The following is a 15,000-nucleotide window of genomic DNA, read 5'->3' on the forward strand; positions in this document are numbered from 1 at the left end:
CATTGGGCGGGCAAAAAGCCGATTCCTGTAGTATAACTACAAGCTTGCTACATCCCCGGCGTCAGCCAATAACAATGAGTCCAGCCCTTTGAACCTGTTGCAGCACATCGCCCAGTCACGTCATTTGTTACGCAAATCGGAACTCAAGGTCGCCGATCACGTGCTCCTTGATCCTGCGGCCGTGATGCACAGTTCCATGGCGGACCTGGCCCACAGCGTGGGCATCAGTGAACCGACCATCGTGCGCTTCTGCCGGGCCATCGGCTGCTCCGGCTTCCAGGACCTCAAGCTCAAGCTGGCGCAGAGCCTTGCCGCCGGGGCCAGCTTCGGCCAGTTCGCGATCCATGAAGACGATTCGGTCGCCGACTACAGCCTGAAGATCTTCGACACCACCCTGCATACCCTGATGGAGGTCCGCGAGAAGCTCGACCCGGTGGCCCTGCAGCAGGCGGTGACCGCCATGTCCCAGGCCCAGCGCGTGGAGTTCTACGGCTTTGGTGCCTCGGGCGCGGTAGCGGCGGATGCCCAGCACAAGTTCTTCCGTTTGCTGCTGACCGCAGCGGCCTATTCCGACCCGCACATGCAAGCGATGTCGGCGGTGACCTTGAAGCCTACCGATGTCGCCATCTGCATTTCCCAGTCCGGTCGTTCCAAGGACCTGCTGATCACCGCCAACCTGGTACGTGAAAGCGGCGCCTCGCTGATCACCCTGTGCCCGAGCCAGACGCCGTTGGCCGAACTGTCCACGGTCAACCTGGCGATCGACGTGCACGAAGACACCGAGATCTACACCCCGCTGACCTCGCGTATCGCCCACCTGGTGGTGATCGACGTGCTGGCCATGGGCGTGGCCATGGCCCGCGGCCCGAGCCTGGTGAACCACCTCAAGAGCGTCAAGCGCAGCTTGCGCAGCCTGCGCCTGTCGCCCAAGTCGGTGAAAGCCCTGGACGATTGAGTCTCTCTGGCCGGTGATGAGGCCTCGGGGTTGTGCATCGCGCTGACGGACGCCTTCGCTGGCAAGCCGGCTCCTACAGAAAGGTAGGCGCTGTGAATGTTCATCGTCCTGTAACCGACCCGCCGCCAAACCGTAACCGCCGACGTCCATCGTGAAGCTTCCGTACTCGCATTGGGAGACTCGAAATGGCCCGGCCTTACGAAGAGAGCAACAGCGCAGTCAAGACCCGTCGTCAGCAGGAAGATCAGCGCCGCATGGAATTTCGTCGTGCGATCGAACACCGCTTCGAGCTGCGTCAGTTGCAGCAACAAATCAACGATTACCCTGAGCTGGACGCCGTCAATTACTGGCAGGCGGCACCCGCGGCTTCCCGTCGAAGCGTTCAACCAGCCCGCTGATCTGCACGCGTTCGCTGCGGATGAATCCCAGGAACGCATGCGCTACCGGTGACAGGCGTTTGGCTTTGGCCTGCACCAGGCACCAGCTGCGAAGCAATGGCAGCTCTTCGACCGGCAACTCGATCAAGCCGCCGGTCGCCAACTCAAGGTTCAGGGCGTGGCGCGTCAGCAAGGCCACGCCCAGACCCGCCCGCACACACTCACGCTGAGCTTCCGCCGACGACACTTCGAGGATCTGGGTGAAGTGCACGCGCTTCTCCTTGAAGTACTCCTCGCAGGCCAGGCGGGTGCCGGAGCCCTGTTCGCGCAGTACCAGCGTGTAGGGCTCCAGGTCCTGCAGGCGCAGCGGGCCCATGTGGCTCAGGGGGTGCTCCGGCGGGGCCACCGCGACGATCGGGTTGTTGAGGAAGGGCAGGAACTCCAGCTCCATGTCCTGGGGCACCATGGACATGATCACCAGGTCGTCGCGATTGTCCGAGAGCCGGCGGATCACCTGGGAGCGGTTGACCACCGTCAGTTGCAGGTGCACTTCCGGGTGCTGGCGCTTGAAGGCGGCGAACAGGTGCGGCACGAAGTACTTGGCGCTGGATTCCACCGCCAGCTTGAGCTGGCCCTGCAGCGAACCCTGCATGTCGGAGAGCTGCATGTCGAGGTTCTCCAGGCGCCCGAAGATGTCCCGGCTGGCCCGTTGCAGCGCTTCGGCGGCTTCGGTCATGTAGAGCTTCTTGCCCACATAGTCGAACAGCGGCTGGCCGATCAGCTCCTCCAACTGGCGAATCTGCAGGCTGACCGCGGGCTGGGACAGGGACATTTCCTCGGCGGCGCGGCTGTAGGAGCGTAGATCGCAGACTTCATTGAAAATCTGCAACTGACGCAATGTCAGTCTCATCAAGGACTTGCGCATTTCTTGAGGGCTCGCGCCAAGGGCTGGTGGCATGACTATAAGTCTTTACTTATGGCCAACCCAATAATTATTGATTTTTGTTAATCCCTCTGCAGAGCTAGTGTGTCGCTGCGACTGACTTGAAACATTTGGTCACGCGCCGACTCGGTCTAGCGGGTCGTCTGTTTCAACGGCTCAAGGGAACCTCCAAGTGATAAAAAAGATCCTGATCGCCAACCGTGGTGAGATTGCCGTACGAATCGTGCGTGCCTGCGCGGAAATGGGCATCCGTTCGGTAGCGATCTTCTCCGACGCCGATCGCCATGCCTTGCATGTAAAGCGCGCGGATGAGGCCCACAGCATTGGCGCCGAGCCGCTGGCCGGCTACCTGAACCCACGCAAACTGGTGAACCTGGCGGTGGAAACCGGCTGTGATGCGCTGCATCCCGGCTATGGGTTTCTCTCGGAAAACGCCGAACTGGCGGACATCTGCGCCGAACGTGGAATCAAGTTCATTGGCCCGTCGGCGGAAGTGATCCGCCGCATGGGCGACAAGACCGAAGCCCGCCGCAGCATGATCAAGGCGGGTGTGCCGGTGACTCCGGGCACCGAAGGCAACGTGGCCGATATCCACGAAGCCCTGTCCGAAGGCGACCGCATCGGCTACCCGGTGATGCTCAAGGCCACCTCCGGTGGTGGCGGGCGCGGCATCCGTCGTTGCAACAGTCGTGAAGAGCTGGAGCAGGCTTTCCCCCGGGTCATTTCCGAAGCCACCAAGGCCTTCGGTTCGGCGGAAGTGTTCCTGGAAAAGTGCATCGTCAATCCCAAGCACATCGAAGCGCAGATCCTCGGTGACAGCTTTGGCAACGTGGTGCACCTGTTCGAGCGTGACTGCTCGATCCAGCGCCGCAACCAGAAGCTCATCGAGATCGCCCCGAGCCCGCAGCTGACCCCGGAACAGCGCGCCTACATCGGCGACCTGTCGGTGCGCGCGGCCAAGGCCGTGGGCTACGAGAACGCCGGCACCGTGGAGTTCCTGCTCGCCGAGGGCGAGGTGTACTTCATGGAGATGAACACCCGGGTGCAGGTGGAACACACCATCACCGAAGAAATCACCGGCATCGATATCGTCCGCGAGCAGATCCGCATTGCTTCCGGCCTGCCGCTCTCGGTGAAACAGGAAGACATCCAGCACCGCGGCTTTGCCCTGCAGTTCCGGATCAATGCCGAGGACCCGAAGAACAACTTCCTGCCCAGCTTCGGCAAGATCACCCGCTACTACGCCCCCGGCGGCCCGGGCGTGCGCACCGACACGGCGATCTACACCGGCTACACCATTCCGCCGTTCTACGACTCCATGTGCCTGAAACTCGTGGTCTGGGCCCTGACCTGGGAAGAAGCGATGGACCGTGGCCTGCGCGCCCTGGACGACATGCGCCTGCAAGGGGTCAAGACCACCGCCGCCTATTACCAGGAAATCCTGCGTAACCCGGAATTCCGCAGCGGTCAGTTCAACACCAGCTTCGTTGAGAGCCACCCGGAACTGACCAACTACTCGATCAAGCGCAAACCCGAAGAGCTGGCCCTGGCCATCGCCGCCGCCATTGCCGCCCACGCAGGCCTGTGAGGAATAAAACAATGTCCAAGAAGATTCATGTAACCGACACCATCCTGCGCGACGCCCACCAATCGCTGCTGGCGACCCGCATGCGCACCGACGACATGCTGCCGATCTGCGACAAGCTCGACAAAGTCGGCTACTGGTCCCTGGAAGTCTGGGGCGGCGCCACCTTCGATGCCTGCGTGCGCTTCCTCAAGGAAGACCCCTGGGAGCGCCTGCGCAAACTGCGCGCCGCGCTGCCCAACACCCGCCTGCAGATGCTCCTGCGCGGCCAGAACCTGCTGGGCTACCGCCATTACAGCGATGACGTGGTCAAGGCCTTCGTGGCCAAGGCGGCGGTCAATGGCATCGACGTGTTCCGCATCTTCGACGCCATGAACGACGTGCGTAACCTGCGGGTCGCCATCGAAGCGGTGAAAGCCGCCGGCAAGCACGCCCAGGGCACCATCGCCTACACCACCAGCCCGGTGCACACCATCGAGGCCTTCGTGGCCCAGGGCAAGCAGATGGAAGCCATGGGCTGCGACTCCATCGCGATCAAGGACATGGCCGGCCTGTTGACCCCTTACGCCACCGGCGAGCTGGTCAAGGCGCTGAAGGCAGAGCTGTCGCTGCCGGTGTTCATCCACTCTCATGACACCGCGGGCCTGGCCGCGATGTGCCAACTCAAGGCCATCGAGAACGGCGCTGATCATATCGACACCGCCATCTCCAGCTTCGCCTGGGGCACCAGCCACCCGGGTACCGAATCCATGGTCGCAGCCCTCAAAGGCAGCGAGTTCGACACCGGCCTGGACCTGGAGCTGCTGCAGGAAATCGGCCTGTACTTCTACGCCGTGCGCAAGAAGTACCACCAGTTCGAAAGCGAATTCACTGCGGTCGATACCCGGGTGCAGGTCAATCAGGTGCCGGGCGGGATGATTTCCAACCTGGCCAACCAGCTCAAAGAGCAGGGCGCCCTGAACCGCATGAACGAAGTGCTGGCCGAGATTCCACGGGTCCGTCACGACCTGGGCTACCCACCGCTGGTGACCCCGACTTCGCAGATCGTCGGTACCCAGGCGTTCTTCAACGTCCTGGCTGGCGAGCGCTACAAGACCATCACCAACGAAGTGAAGCTCTACCTGCAAGGCGGCTACGGCAAGGCTCCGGGGGAAGTCGACGAGAAACTGCGGCGCCAGGCCATCGGCAGCGAGGAGGTGATCGATGTACGTCCCGCCGACCTGCTGAAGCCGGAAATGACCAAGCTGCGTGGCGAAATCGGCGCCTTGGCGCATTCCGAAGAAGACGTGCTGACCTACGCCATGTTCCCGGACATCGGGCGCAAGTTCCTTGAAGAGCGTGAGGCCGGCACCCTGGTTCCGGAAGTGCTGCTGCCGATTCCTGAAGCGGGCGGCGTGAGCAAGCCGGGCGGTGAAGGCGTGCCCACCGAGTTCGTCATCGACGTCCACGGCGAGACCTACCGCGTCGACATCACCGGGGTTGGGGTCAAGGCCGAAGGCAAGCGCCACTTCTACCTGTCCATCGACGGCATGCCGGAAGAGGTGGTGTTCGAACCTCTCAACGAATTCGTCGGCGGTGGTGGCAGCAAGCGCAAGCAGGCGAGCGCCCCGGGCCATGTCAGCACCACCATGCCGGGCAACATCGTCGATGTGCTGGTCAAGGAAGGCGACATGGTCAAGGCCGGCCAGGCGGTACTGATCACCGAAGCCATGAAGATGGAGACCGAAGTCCAGGCAGCGGTTGCCGGCAAGGTCGTGGCGATCCATGTGGCCAAGGGCGACCGGGTCAACCCGGGCGAGATCCTGATCGAGATCGAAGGCTGAGTTCAGGCCTTCATCTGCAACGCTTTACCTCGGGGAGGCTACGGCCTCCCTTTTTTTGTCCACGATTTGCCTGAGTGCATTTTAGTGCACTTATTGTCTGCAAAAATCGGCTATATCTGCATTACAATGCATTTCGCAGAGGTAATGACGCACCAAAAGTGCATTAAATTGCAGGTAATGAATGCTACAGCTGACTTTACAGGTCCATCGCGCCGGGACGTGGAGCGATGCGATGACCCTGATTTTCGAGCATCCCGAGCAGGGCTTCACCAGCCCTTGCCGTCTGGGTTATGAGCAGTCGTACCTGGCAGGCAATCTGGAAGCCTTTGCCACGCCGCTGGCGGGATCGGTGAGTGTGCGTCTGCCGCTGACCTGGGAACTGCTGCGCAGTCCGGGCGCCCCGGCGTTCCTGTATGACATTGCGCCGACGCTCACCATGCAGCGTTTTTTGGCCGAGCGCTCGGTGGGCGCGCGCCCCGCCGGCATTGCCCCCGACTTGTTCCTGCTGGCCCGATCCAGCGCGGCCCCTATGGGCAATCTGCGGATCAAGGAGTCCCTTGCCGCCATGAATGAACGGCCGCTGCAGGGGTTCTCCCGGGCCGAGGTCAGCGCCCGCGACAACCGCTTTCTTGAATACGCCCATGAACAGGGAGCGGCAATGAGCGGGGCCACCGGTGCCGTTGGCGAGGCGACGAAGCTGCTGCTGACCCAGGGGCGTGACGGGTTGCTGTACCCCGATGCGCTGTTGGAAGACAGGTTGGCGGCGTGCCACTGGCTGGTGAAATGCCCGCCAGAGCAGGCGACGCCAAATGACTGCGACATGCTCAGAAGCGAGTTCCACTACTACCGGGCGCTGCAGCAGCTGGGCATCGATACGGTTCCCGCCCAAGGCCTGGCCCTGGAAGAGGAGCGGCAGCCGAGCCTGTGGATGCGACGCTTTGATCGTCGCCTGCAGGGGCAGGGTGTGGAACGGCTGGCGCTGGAGTCCATCTATTCCCTGGCGGGGTTGCCCGGCCAGAGCCTGGGCATGCGGCACACCAAGGTCCTGGGGCTGCTGGCCGAACTCTGGCGAACCGCCGGGCAGGCCTCGGCGATCCCGGAGCTGGTGGCCGACTACCTGCGTCGGGACCTGCTCAACAAGATCCTTGGCAACTCGGCCAACCATGGGCGCAATACCTGGATCATCCGTCACGAGGGCCAGGTGCAGTTGGCGCCGATCCACGATCTGGCGCCGCGAGTGATGGATGACAAGGGCATTACCCGCAGCACCAAATGGCCCGGCCGGATGGAAGTGGCGGGTGATATCGACTGGCGCCAGGTGTGTGCCAGCCTCAAGCCGCTGATCGATCCCGATGCTGCGCTGACGCGCCTGCGCGAAGATGCCGAACGGCTACGGGCCCTGCCGGACCTGCTGAGTGCCGGGGGCTTGCCCGAGGCCACCCTGAATCACCCGCGCATTTACCTGCGTGACCTGGATCGACGCCTGCAGGAGTGGGGTTTGCGATGACTACGACCCTGGAACAGCGCGGCCTGCTGATCGATAACATCCACCAGGAACTGGCCGCTGGGCGTTTGTCGGTTGGTGATGCGGTCAAGCGCCTGCGCACTGAAGTCACCGGGTTGCATCAGAGCCAGTTCGCCAGGATGTGCCGGATTTCCCTGCGTACCCTGATCCATATCGAACACGGCGACGGCAACCCGACCCTCAAGTCGCTGAACGCGGTGTTCAAGCCTTTCGGCCTGCAGATGGGAGTGGTTTCCCTGCGCCCTTGAGCTTCACCCGCGCTGAACGTAACCCTTGCCGTAATGCCTTTCCATCCGCGCCTGGATCAGTTCCAGGCCGATGGACAGCAGCCAGTAGATCAGCGCTGCGGTGCTGAGCATCTCGATGTAGCGGTAGCTGGAACGGCCGTAGGACTGGGCCAGGAACATCACTTCCCAGACCCCCATTACCGAGATCAGCGACGAGTCCTTGAGCATCGAGATGAACTGGTTGGTGGCCGGCGGAATGATGGTGCGCATGGCCTGGGGCAGGGTCACCTGCCAGAAGATCACGCTGTCGCTCATGCCCAGGGCCAGGGCGGCCTGGCGCTGGCCATGTGGCACGCCGAGGATGCCGGCGCGGAAGATCTCGCTGAGGTAGGCGCCGTAGTTCAGCGACAGGGCGATGATCCCGGCGGTAATGGCGCCCGGCACCACCCCCAGTTGCGGCAGGCCGAGGTAGATCAGCAGGATCTGGATCAGCAGCGGTGTGCCGCGAAAGAACGAGGCGTAGAAGCTGGCGATGCCGAACGCCACGGCGCTCGAGGACAGCCGCGCCAGGGCGGTGACAAAGCCCAGCAGCGACGAGGCGACGATGGCGCAGGCGCAAAGGAACAGGGTCAGCGCCGCGCCCTGGAGGAAACCACTGGGGGACAGGTGCAGGCCCAGCAGGTTCGGCAGCTTGTCGAGGATGATCGAGAACTTCAGATCGAAGCTCAGGAAGAAGCTGGCGAACAGCACCAGCAACGCGCCCCAGGTCAGGTACAGGCGGGTGCGAAAGCCCAGCAGGCGCTTGAGCAGCGGTGCAGCCACCGATTGTGGTGGCTGCGGCGGTGGCGTGTAGGCGGTCATTGGCTGATGTCGGCGCCGATCCATTTCTGCGACAGCTTGCTCAGGGTGCCGTCCTGCTTCAGCTGGGCGAAGACTTCACGCACCTTGGCATTCCACTGGGCATCGCCTTTCTCGATGGCCACCGAGTTGGGCTCGGCGTACAGCGGCTCGCCGGCCAGCTTGAAGCGCGAGTCCTGGGTCAGGCGCGGCTGGGCGGTGACCAGGTTGGTGAGGATCGCATCCAGGCGCACGCCCGGGCCCAGGCCGAGGTCCTGGAAGGCCACGTTGTCGGTGTCGTAGGGGGCGATTTGCACGTTCTCGAAGGGATATTGCAGGTGGGTGTCCTCGGCGCCTTCGATCACCAGGTTCTTGTTCAGGTAGCCCTCGTAGCTGGAGGCGGCGGTGAGGCCGACCTTCTTGTCGCTCAGGTCCTGGGCGCCGTGGATCCGTTCATCCTTGGCGTTGACCACGATCACCGCCGGCGAGGCGTAGTACTGCACCGGGAAGTCGAAGACCTCGGCGCGGGCCTTGCTCGGGGTCATGGAGCAGATGCAGATGTCGTAGCGCCCGCTCCAGCGTCCGGCGGCGATCACATCCCAGGACGGGGTTTCCAGGCGCAGCTTGACGCCGAGCTTGTCGGCCACGGCCTTGGCCACGTCGACGTCGAAGCCGTCCAGCTGGTTCTGGTCATTGAGGAACGAGAAGGGCGGGTAGCTTTCCATCAGCACTCCGACCAGCTCCTTTTTCTGCTCGATACGTTCCAGGGTGGCGCCGGCGAAGGCTTGGGAAGAGGCGGCGAGAAGGGTCAGGCCGAGGGCCAGCAGCGGTTTGAAATTCATCGGAATCCTGACTGAAAAAGAGTTGTTATTAACCGAATGGTGCGTATTTAATAGTTATAAGAACGACTCCGGTAGTGAGTTATTTTCATAAGCATATGAGTAAAAAGCATATGGGCGCAGGCAATACGGTAATTCTCGATGGCGGTATGGGGCGTGAACTGCAGCGTCGCGGGGCGCCGTTCCGGCAGCCTGAATGGTCGGCCCTGGCGCTGAGCGAGGCGCCCCAGGCGGTTGAGGCGGTGCACGCGGCCTATATCGACAGCGGTGCCAACGTGATCACCAGCAACAGCTACGCGGTGGTGCCGTTTCATATCGGCGAGGAACGTTTTGCCGCTGAAGGCCAAGCCCTGGCGGCTCTGGCCGGTGAGCTGGCGCGCCGCGCAGTAGAGGCCTCCGGCAAGCCGGTGCGGGTCGCGGGTTCGTTGCCGCCGCTGTTCGGTTCCTATCGCCCGGACCTGTTCGATGCGTCCCGGGTCGAGGAAGTGCTGAGCCCGCTGGTCAAGGGCCTGTCGCCTTTCGTGGACCTGTGGCTCGCAGAAACCCAAAGCTCCATCGCCGAGGCGCGGGCCATCCACGCCGGATTGCCCAAGGACGGCAAGCCGTTCTGGCTGTCCTTCACCCTGAAGGATGAAGACGTCGATGAAGTGCCACGCCTGCGTTCCGGCGAACCGGTGGCAGAAGCGGCGGCAGCGGCGGCGCAGTTGGGCGTGCAGACCCTGCTGTTCAACTGCAGCCAGCCGGAAGTGATTGGTGCGGCAGTGGATGCGGCTCGTGAAACCTTCGAGCGCTTGGGGGTGCAGATCCATATCGGCGTATACGCCAACGCCTTCCCGCCGCAGCCCGAGGATGCCACCGCCAACGATGGCCTGTGCCCGCTGCGTGAAGACCTGGACCCGCCGGGTTATCTGCACTGGGTAGCGGACTGGCACCAGCGCGGTGCCAGCCATGTGGGCGGTTGCTGCGGCATTGGGCCGGAGCATATTGCGGTGTTGGCGCAGAAGCTCGGTTGAGTCCTTCGCCGGCAAGCCGGCTCCTACACAGGCCTGTAGGAGCCGGCTTGCCGGCGAAAATCCCGCTTACCCGCGACACTCCGCCAGCGACTTGAGCTGCCCCGAGCCGCTCTGGTTTTCATCGCTGAGCCACTGCTCGAAGCCCCTGGCGATTGCCGGCCATTCCCCGTCCAGGATCGAGAACCACGCGGTATCGCGGTTCTGTCCCTTGGCCACCATGTGCTGGCGAAACACCCCTTCGAAGCTGAAACCCAAGCGCTGTGCGGCATAGCGCGAGCGCTCATTGGCGTTGTTGCACTTCCACTCCAGCCGCCGGTAACCCAGGGCGAAAGCTTCCTTGGCCAGCAGGTACACCGCTTCCGTGCTCTTTGGCGAACGCTGCATGGGGGAACCGAAGGTCACGTGGCCGATCTCGATGCGGCCCTGGGCCGGGACGATGGACATCAGGCTGATGATGCCCTGGGCCTGGCCGTTGGCGCGGTCGATCACAGTAAAGAAATACGGGTCGCTGGCGGCGGCATGGCCACTGAGCCAGGCATCGAACGCCGCGCGCTCGGGGAAGGGGCCGTAAGGCAGGTAGTTCCACAGCACCGGATCGGCGCCAGGGCCTTGCAGCACCTGGAACAGATCGTCGCCATGGCGCGCCGGGTCGAGCCTTTCCAAACGGATGAAGCGCCCATCAAGCAGGGTGGCCGAGGGGGCGGGAACGCCTTTCCAATCGGCGAGTGAAATCGACATGCAGTGGCTCCTTGGCAACTCAGAGGGGTTTGCGGAACTGGATGAAACCCGGGCGCTCGGCGATGCGCTCATACAACTGGATGGCCGTGGCATTGGTTTCGTGGGTCAGCCAATGCACCTTGGCACAGCCGTCCTGCTTGGCCTGGGCGTAGACGAACTCGATCAGCTGGCGGCCCACGCCGGTCCCGCGTTGGTCCGGGGTCACCAGCAGGTCCTGCAGGTAGCAGGAATTCTCGATGCTCCAGTTGGAGCGGTGGTAGATGAAATGCACCAGGCCCACGGCGCGCTCGCCGTCCCAGGCCAGGGCCGCGTGGGTGGGTTCGCGGGGGTCGAGAAAGCGCTGCCAGGTGCTCTGGGTCACGGCATCCGCCAGCTCGGTCTCGTAGAAGCGCAGGTAGGCCTGCCACAGGGGCAGCCAGGCGCTGTGGTCGGCGGCGGTAACGGGGCGGATCTGGATCTGGCGCATGAAAGCTCCTTTATTGTTCTGGACGAAAACCTAGCTCATCAATCGGGACAGTTGCTGGTCGCGCAGGTCGGCGCTGGCCGCGAGGCCTTCGCGCACCCCGGCGATATCCTCGGCGCTGCGGTTCTGGCTGAGCTTGCGCTTGCCTTCCAGCCGCTGGATCGGCAAGGCAAAGCCGACGATTGCCCGGAGCATGCCCTCCAGGTAGTCGGCGGGGGCATCTGTCACTTGCCAGGGTTGGGGGCGGCCGGCTTCGTGACGCTCGGTCAGGCCCCCCACCACCTTGAGCAGCCGCTCCGGGTCGCTGAATACCTCAGGCTGGCCATAGGCGTGCACTGCCACGTAGTTCCAGGTCGGCACCACTTTGCCGTGCTCGGCCTTGCTTGGATAGAACGCGGGGCTGACGTAGGCATCCTCGCCCGTGAAGATCACCAGCGCCTCGGCGCCAGCGGCCAGTTCGGCGCATTGCGGGTTGGCCTTGGCCAGGTGCCCGTAGAGGGTGCCATTGGCCCCCTGTCCGGGGTCCAGCAGCAGGGGCAGGTGGCTGGCCTGCAGGCCCAGGGCGCCCCAGGTCACCAGGGTCGCCAGGCGGCTGCCCAGGATCAGTTGCTGCAGGCGGGCGAGGTCTTCATCGACGAAAGCGCGGGGTAGGTACATGTAAAAAAAATCCTTGGCGAGTGGCTGCATCCTAGGCAGGCTAATGGTTCGTTGTAAGAGCCATCTCTGGTCTATTTTGTAGGTCCAATTGCCCGGGTGAACCTCGATGAACAGTGCCGTACCCCCGTTGTCTTTCAACCCTGCCGGCATTGAGCTGGACCGCCGCCAGGGCCTCAGCCGCCAGCTGTACCAGGCCTTGCGACAGCGGGTGCTGGACGGGCGCCTGGCCAGTGGTACGCGCCTGCCTGCCAGCCGCGACCTGGCCGCCGCCCTGGGGATTTCCCGCAACAGCGTGGTGCGGGCCTATGACCAGCTGTACGCCGAGGGTTTTATCGAAGGGCGGGTCGGTGACGGCACCTATGTGGCGCAATTGCCGGAAACCCGATTGCCGATCAAAAAACTATCCACAAAACTATCCACAGGGTTTTCAACAGGCTTACCAACAGGGTTATCCACAAAACAGGCAGATATGGCTGGTGATTTATCCAGTAAAGTTATCCACAGCAGCGGCTGGCAGCGCCTGCAAACCCATCATTTGAGTACCCCGCCCAAGGGGCCGCCACGGGCTTTTCGGGTTGGCGTGCCAGCCTTCGATCTGTTCCCGTTCGAGGTCTGGGCCAAGCTGAATGCGGCTTTCTGGCGCAGGCCCGACCTCGGGCAATTGTGCTACGGCGACTCGGCGGGCGATCCGCGGCTGCGCAGCCTGATCGCCGCCTACCTGCGCAGCGCTCGGGGCCTGAACTGCACGGCTGAACAAATTGTGATCACCAGTGGCGCGCAGCAGGGCATCAGCCTTTGTGCACAGCTGCTGGTGGAGCCAGGCGACAAGGTGGCTGTGGAAAACCCCGGCTACCGCGCCGCGGGGCATGCCTTCGCCCTGGCGGGTGCGCAGTTGCAGGGCGTGGCGGTGGACCAGGAGGGCATCGACTGCCGCCAGCTGGAGCAGCTGGACAGCTGCCGCCTGGCCTATGTCACGCCGTCCCACCAGTACCCCACCGGGGTGATCATGAGCCTGGCCCGGCGCCTGGAGCTGCTGGCCTGGGCCGAACGCAGCCAGGGCTGGATCATCGAGGACGACTACGACGGCGAGTACCGCTACAGCGGTGCGCCCCTGGCCCCCCTGGCGGCGTTGGACCGCCAGGGCCGGGTGATCTACGTCGGTACCTTCGGCAAGGTCGCCTTTCCGGCCCTGCGCCTGGGCTACCTGGTGCTGCCGCCGACCCTGGTCCAGGTCTTCGCCCAGCGCCGGGCGGTGGACGTGCGCCATTCCGAGGTCAGTACCCAGGCGGTGATGGCCGAGTTCATGGCCGCCGGGCACTTCCAGCGGCATATCCGGCGCATGCGCCGGGCGGCCCTGAGCCGGCGCAACACCTTGCTGGCGGCCTGGCCGCAGGCGATCGGCGGCGTCGGGCCACTGCCCGGCGTGGCGGCGGGGCTGCACCTGACGGTGCGGGTCGACAGCCTGGCGCGGGAACAGGAACTGCTGGCCCAGGCCGCCAGTGTGGAGGTCGAGGTCGCCGGCCTGAGCAGCTATTGGCTGCCGCAAACCACCTTGCCCGAGGACCAGCGGGCCGGGCTGGTGCTGGGCTTCGCGGCTGTGCCGGAAGCCGATATACAGGCTGCGGTAAGCCGTTTGCGCCAGGCCTGGCGGGCCTGAAGCGGTATACTCGCGAGCATTTCCCGCGCGAGAACCCCCATGAGCCAGACCCTCTCCCTGGCGCCTGAACGCAAGTTCGGCGCCCCGCTGTTCGCCTTGCTGCTGCTGGTGGCCGGTGCTCTGTTCCTGCAAGCCCAGGTGGGTGCCCGCCAGGTGCTGCTGTTGCTGCTGGGCGCTGCCCTGGGGCTGACCCTGTACCACGCGGCCTTCGGCTTCACCTCGGCCTGGCGGGTGTTCATCCGCGACCGGCGTGGCGCCGGCCTGCGAGCGCAAATGGTCATGCTGGCCCTGGCGGTGCTGCTGTTCTTCCCCGCGCTGGGGGCGGGCAGCCTGTTCGGCCAGCCGGTGGTGGGGCTGGTGGCGCCGGCCGGCGTCTCGGTGATCTTCGGTGCCTTCATCTTCGGCATCGGCATGCAGTTGGGCGGCGGTTGCGCCTCGGGCACCCTGTTCACCGTTGGCGGCGGCAATGCGCGGATGCTGGTGACCCTGGCGTTCTTCATTTGCGGTTCGCTGATCGCCACCCATCACGTCGACTGGTGGTTTGCGCTGCCGTCGCTGCCGCCAATCTCTATCGTCCAGAGTTTTGGTGTAGGCCCGGCGCTGGGCCTGAGCCTGTGCCTGTTCGCGCTGATCGCGGTGCTCACCCTGACCCTGGAAAAGCGCCGTCATGGCAGCCTTGAAGCTCCGGTCCCCAGCGAGCACCAGGGCTGGCGCCGGCTGCTGCGCGGCCCCTGGCCGCTGGTCTGGGGCGCGGTAGCCCTGGCTCTGCTGAACTTTGCCACCCTGGCCCTGGCGGGGCGCCCATGGGGCATTACCTCGGCGTTCGCCCTGTGGGGCGCCAAGGTCGCCAGCGGGCTGGGGGTGGACGTAGGCAGCTGGGTGTTCTGGCAGGGCGCGGCGAATGCCAAGGCGCTGGCGGCACCGGTGTGGCAGGACATCACCAGCGTCATGGACATCGGCATCGTCCTGGGTGCGTTGCTGGCGGCAGGATTGGCGGGACGTTTTGCCCCCAACCTGAGAATCCCCACCCGTTCCCTGGTAGCGGCGGTAATCGGCGGCCTGCTGCTGGGCTACGGTTCGCGCCTGGCCTATGGCTGCAACATCGGCGCCTACTTCAGCGGCATCGCCTCCGGCAGCCTGCATGGCTGGCTGTGGCTGGTGGCGGCCTTCATCGGCAACGGCGTGGGCGTGCGCCTGCGGCCCTGGTTCTTCGCCGAAGAGCGCACCCCCCAAGGCCTCACCGGCTGCTAAACGCCACTGTGTAGGAGCCGGCTTGCCGGCGAACAGCGGCGACGCGGTCTATCACCCGCCGCGTCCTCGTCGTTCGCCGCCCACCAGAACACCGCCCGTGTGCTTGCGCC

15 protein-coding genes are annotated in these 15,000 nt (G+C 64.2%); 9 read left to right on the forward strand and 6 right to left on the reverse strand.

What is annotated here, in order from left to right:
• Positions 1–88 precede the first annotated feature (88 nt).
• Together hexR and BM382_RS32095 are read left to right on the forward strand one after the other, a co-directional pair.
• Positions 89–955, forward strand: a complete 867-nt coding sequence (hexR, locus tag BM382_RS17190) for a transcriptional regulator HexR (RefSeq protein ID WP_011064325.1) — start codon at positions 89–91, stop codon at positions 953–955.
• A gap of 185 nt (positions 956–1,140) precedes the next feature.
• A complete protein-coding gene (locus BM382_RS32095) occupies positions 1,141–1,353 on the forward strand; it encodes a PA3496 family putative envelope integrity protein (RefSeq protein WP_072443388.1) in 213 nt (70 codons plus the stop codon).
• Here BM382_RS32095 and BM382_RS17200 read toward each other — a convergent pair.
• Positions 1,295–2,257, reverse strand: coding sequence for a LysR family transcriptional regulator (locus BM382_RS17200; protein ID WP_019093475.1), 963 nt, complete (start codon positions 2,255–2,257; stop codon positions 1,295–1,297). The two genes, BM382_RS32095 and BM382_RS17200, sit on opposite strands and share 59 nt — an antisense overlap.
• A gap of 190 nt (positions 2,258–2,447) precedes the next feature.
• Between BM382_RS17200 and BM382_RS17205 the strand changes: the two genes are divergently transcribed.
• The 4 genes from BM382_RS17205 (at position 2,448) to BM382_RS17220 (ending at position 7,456) form a co-directional block, all read left to right on the forward strand.
• Entirely contained in the window at positions 2,448–3,863 is a 1,416-nt protein-coding gene (locus BM382_RS17205; protein WP_015637534.1) for an acetyl-CoA carboxylase biotin carboxylase subunit, read from the forward strand.
• Positions 3,864–3,874: 11 nt separating this feature from the next.
• Positions 3,875–5,683, forward strand: coding sequence for a sodium-extruding oxaloacetate decarboxylase subunit alpha (gene oadA / locus BM382_RS17210; RefSeq protein WP_019093474.1), 1,809 nt, complete (start codon positions 3,875–3,877; stop codon positions 5,681–5,683).
• 232 nt (positions 5,684–5,915) lie between these two features.
• Positions 5,916–7,190: a type II toxin-antitoxin system HipA family toxin gene (locus tag BM382_RS17215; protein WP_072443390.1), complete on the forward strand. Its 1,275-nt coding sequence runs from the start codon at positions 5,916–5,918 to the stop codon at positions 7,188–7,190.
• On the forward strand, positions 7,187–7,456 hold the full coding sequence (locus BM382_RS17220) for a helix-turn-helix domain-containing protein (RefSeq protein ID WP_072443392.1): 270 nt from the start codon (positions 7,187–7,189) through the stop codon (positions 7,454–7,456). The genes BM382_RS17215 and BM382_RS17220 overlap by 4 nt, the downstream gene beginning before the upstream one ends.
• Positions 7,457–7,459: 3 nt before the next feature.
• On the opposite strand, the gene BM382_RS17225 is transcribed toward BM382_RS17220, so the two are convergent.
• Positions 7,460–8,296: an amino acid ABC transporter permease gene (locus tag BM382_RS17225; RefSeq protein ID WP_072443394.1), complete on the reverse strand. Its 837-nt coding sequence runs from the start codon at positions 8,294–8,296 to the stop codon at positions 7,460–7,462.
• Positions 8,293–9,114: an ABC transporter substrate-binding protein gene (locus BM382_RS17230; protein ID WP_015637530.1), complete on the reverse strand. Its 822-nt coding sequence runs from the start codon at positions 9,112–9,114 to the stop codon at positions 8,293–8,295. Before BM382_RS17230 ends, BM382_RS17225 begins: the two co-directional genes overlap by 4 nt.
• Before the next feature lie 110 nt (positions 9,115–9,224).
• Here BM382_RS17230 and BM382_RS17235 point away from each other — a divergent pair, with 110 nt between their 5' ends.
• On the forward strand, positions 9,225–10,124 hold the full coding sequence (locus tag BM382_RS17235; RefSeq protein ID WP_072443396.1) for a homocysteine S-methyltransferase family protein: 900 nt from the start codon (positions 9,225–9,227) through the stop codon (positions 10,122–10,124).
• Positions 10,125–10,190: 66 nt separating this feature from the next.
• Here BM382_RS17235 and BM382_RS17240 read toward each other — a convergent pair whose 3' ends face one another.
• Genes BM382_RS17240 through BM382_RS17250 form a run of 3 tightly spaced genes read right to left on the reverse strand, consistent with a single transcriptional unit; the run spans position 10,191 to position 11,982 of the window.
• Positions 10,191–10,862 (reverse strand): GNAT family N-acetyltransferase, encoded by a 672-nt coding sequence (locus tag BM382_RS17240; RefSeq protein ID WP_072443398.1) that lies wholly within the window; start codon positions 10,860–10,862, stop codon positions 10,191–10,193.
• A gap of 19 nt (positions 10,863–10,881) precedes the next feature.
• On the reverse strand, positions 10,882–11,328 hold the full coding sequence (locus BM382_RS17245) for a GNAT family N-acetyltransferase (protein ID WP_072443400.1): 447 nt from the start codon (positions 11,326–11,328) through the stop codon (positions 10,882–10,884).
• A 30-nt stretch (positions 11,329–11,358) separates the two neighbouring features.
• Positions 11,359–11,982, reverse strand: a complete 624-nt coding sequence (locus BM382_RS17250; RefSeq protein ID WP_072443402.1) for an FMN-binding negative transcriptional regulator — start codon at positions 11,980–11,982, stop codon at positions 11,359–11,361.
• A gap of 106 nt (positions 11,983–12,088) precedes the next feature.
• Between BM382_RS17250 and BM382_RS17255 the strand changes: the two genes are divergently transcribed.
• Positions 12,089–13,639, forward strand: coding sequence for a MocR-like pyridoxine biosynthesis transcription factor PdxR (locus tag BM382_RS17255; RefSeq protein WP_072443404.1), 1,551 nt, complete (start codon positions 12,089–12,091; stop codon positions 13,637–13,639).
• A gap of 39 nt (positions 13,640–13,678) precedes the next feature.
• Positions 13,679–14,890: a YeeE/YedE family protein gene (locus BM382_RS17260; RefSeq protein ID WP_072443406.1), complete on the forward strand. Its 1,212-nt coding sequence runs from the start codon at positions 13,679–13,681 to the stop codon at positions 14,888–14,890.
• Positions 14,891–15,000 lie beyond the last annotated feature (110 nt).

Source organism: Pseudomonas sp. NFPP25, assembly GCF_900116505.1.
Taxonomy (GTDB): Bacteria; Pseudomonadota; Gammaproteobacteria; order Pseudomonadales; family Pseudomonadaceae; genus Aquipseudomonas; species Aquipseudomonas protegens.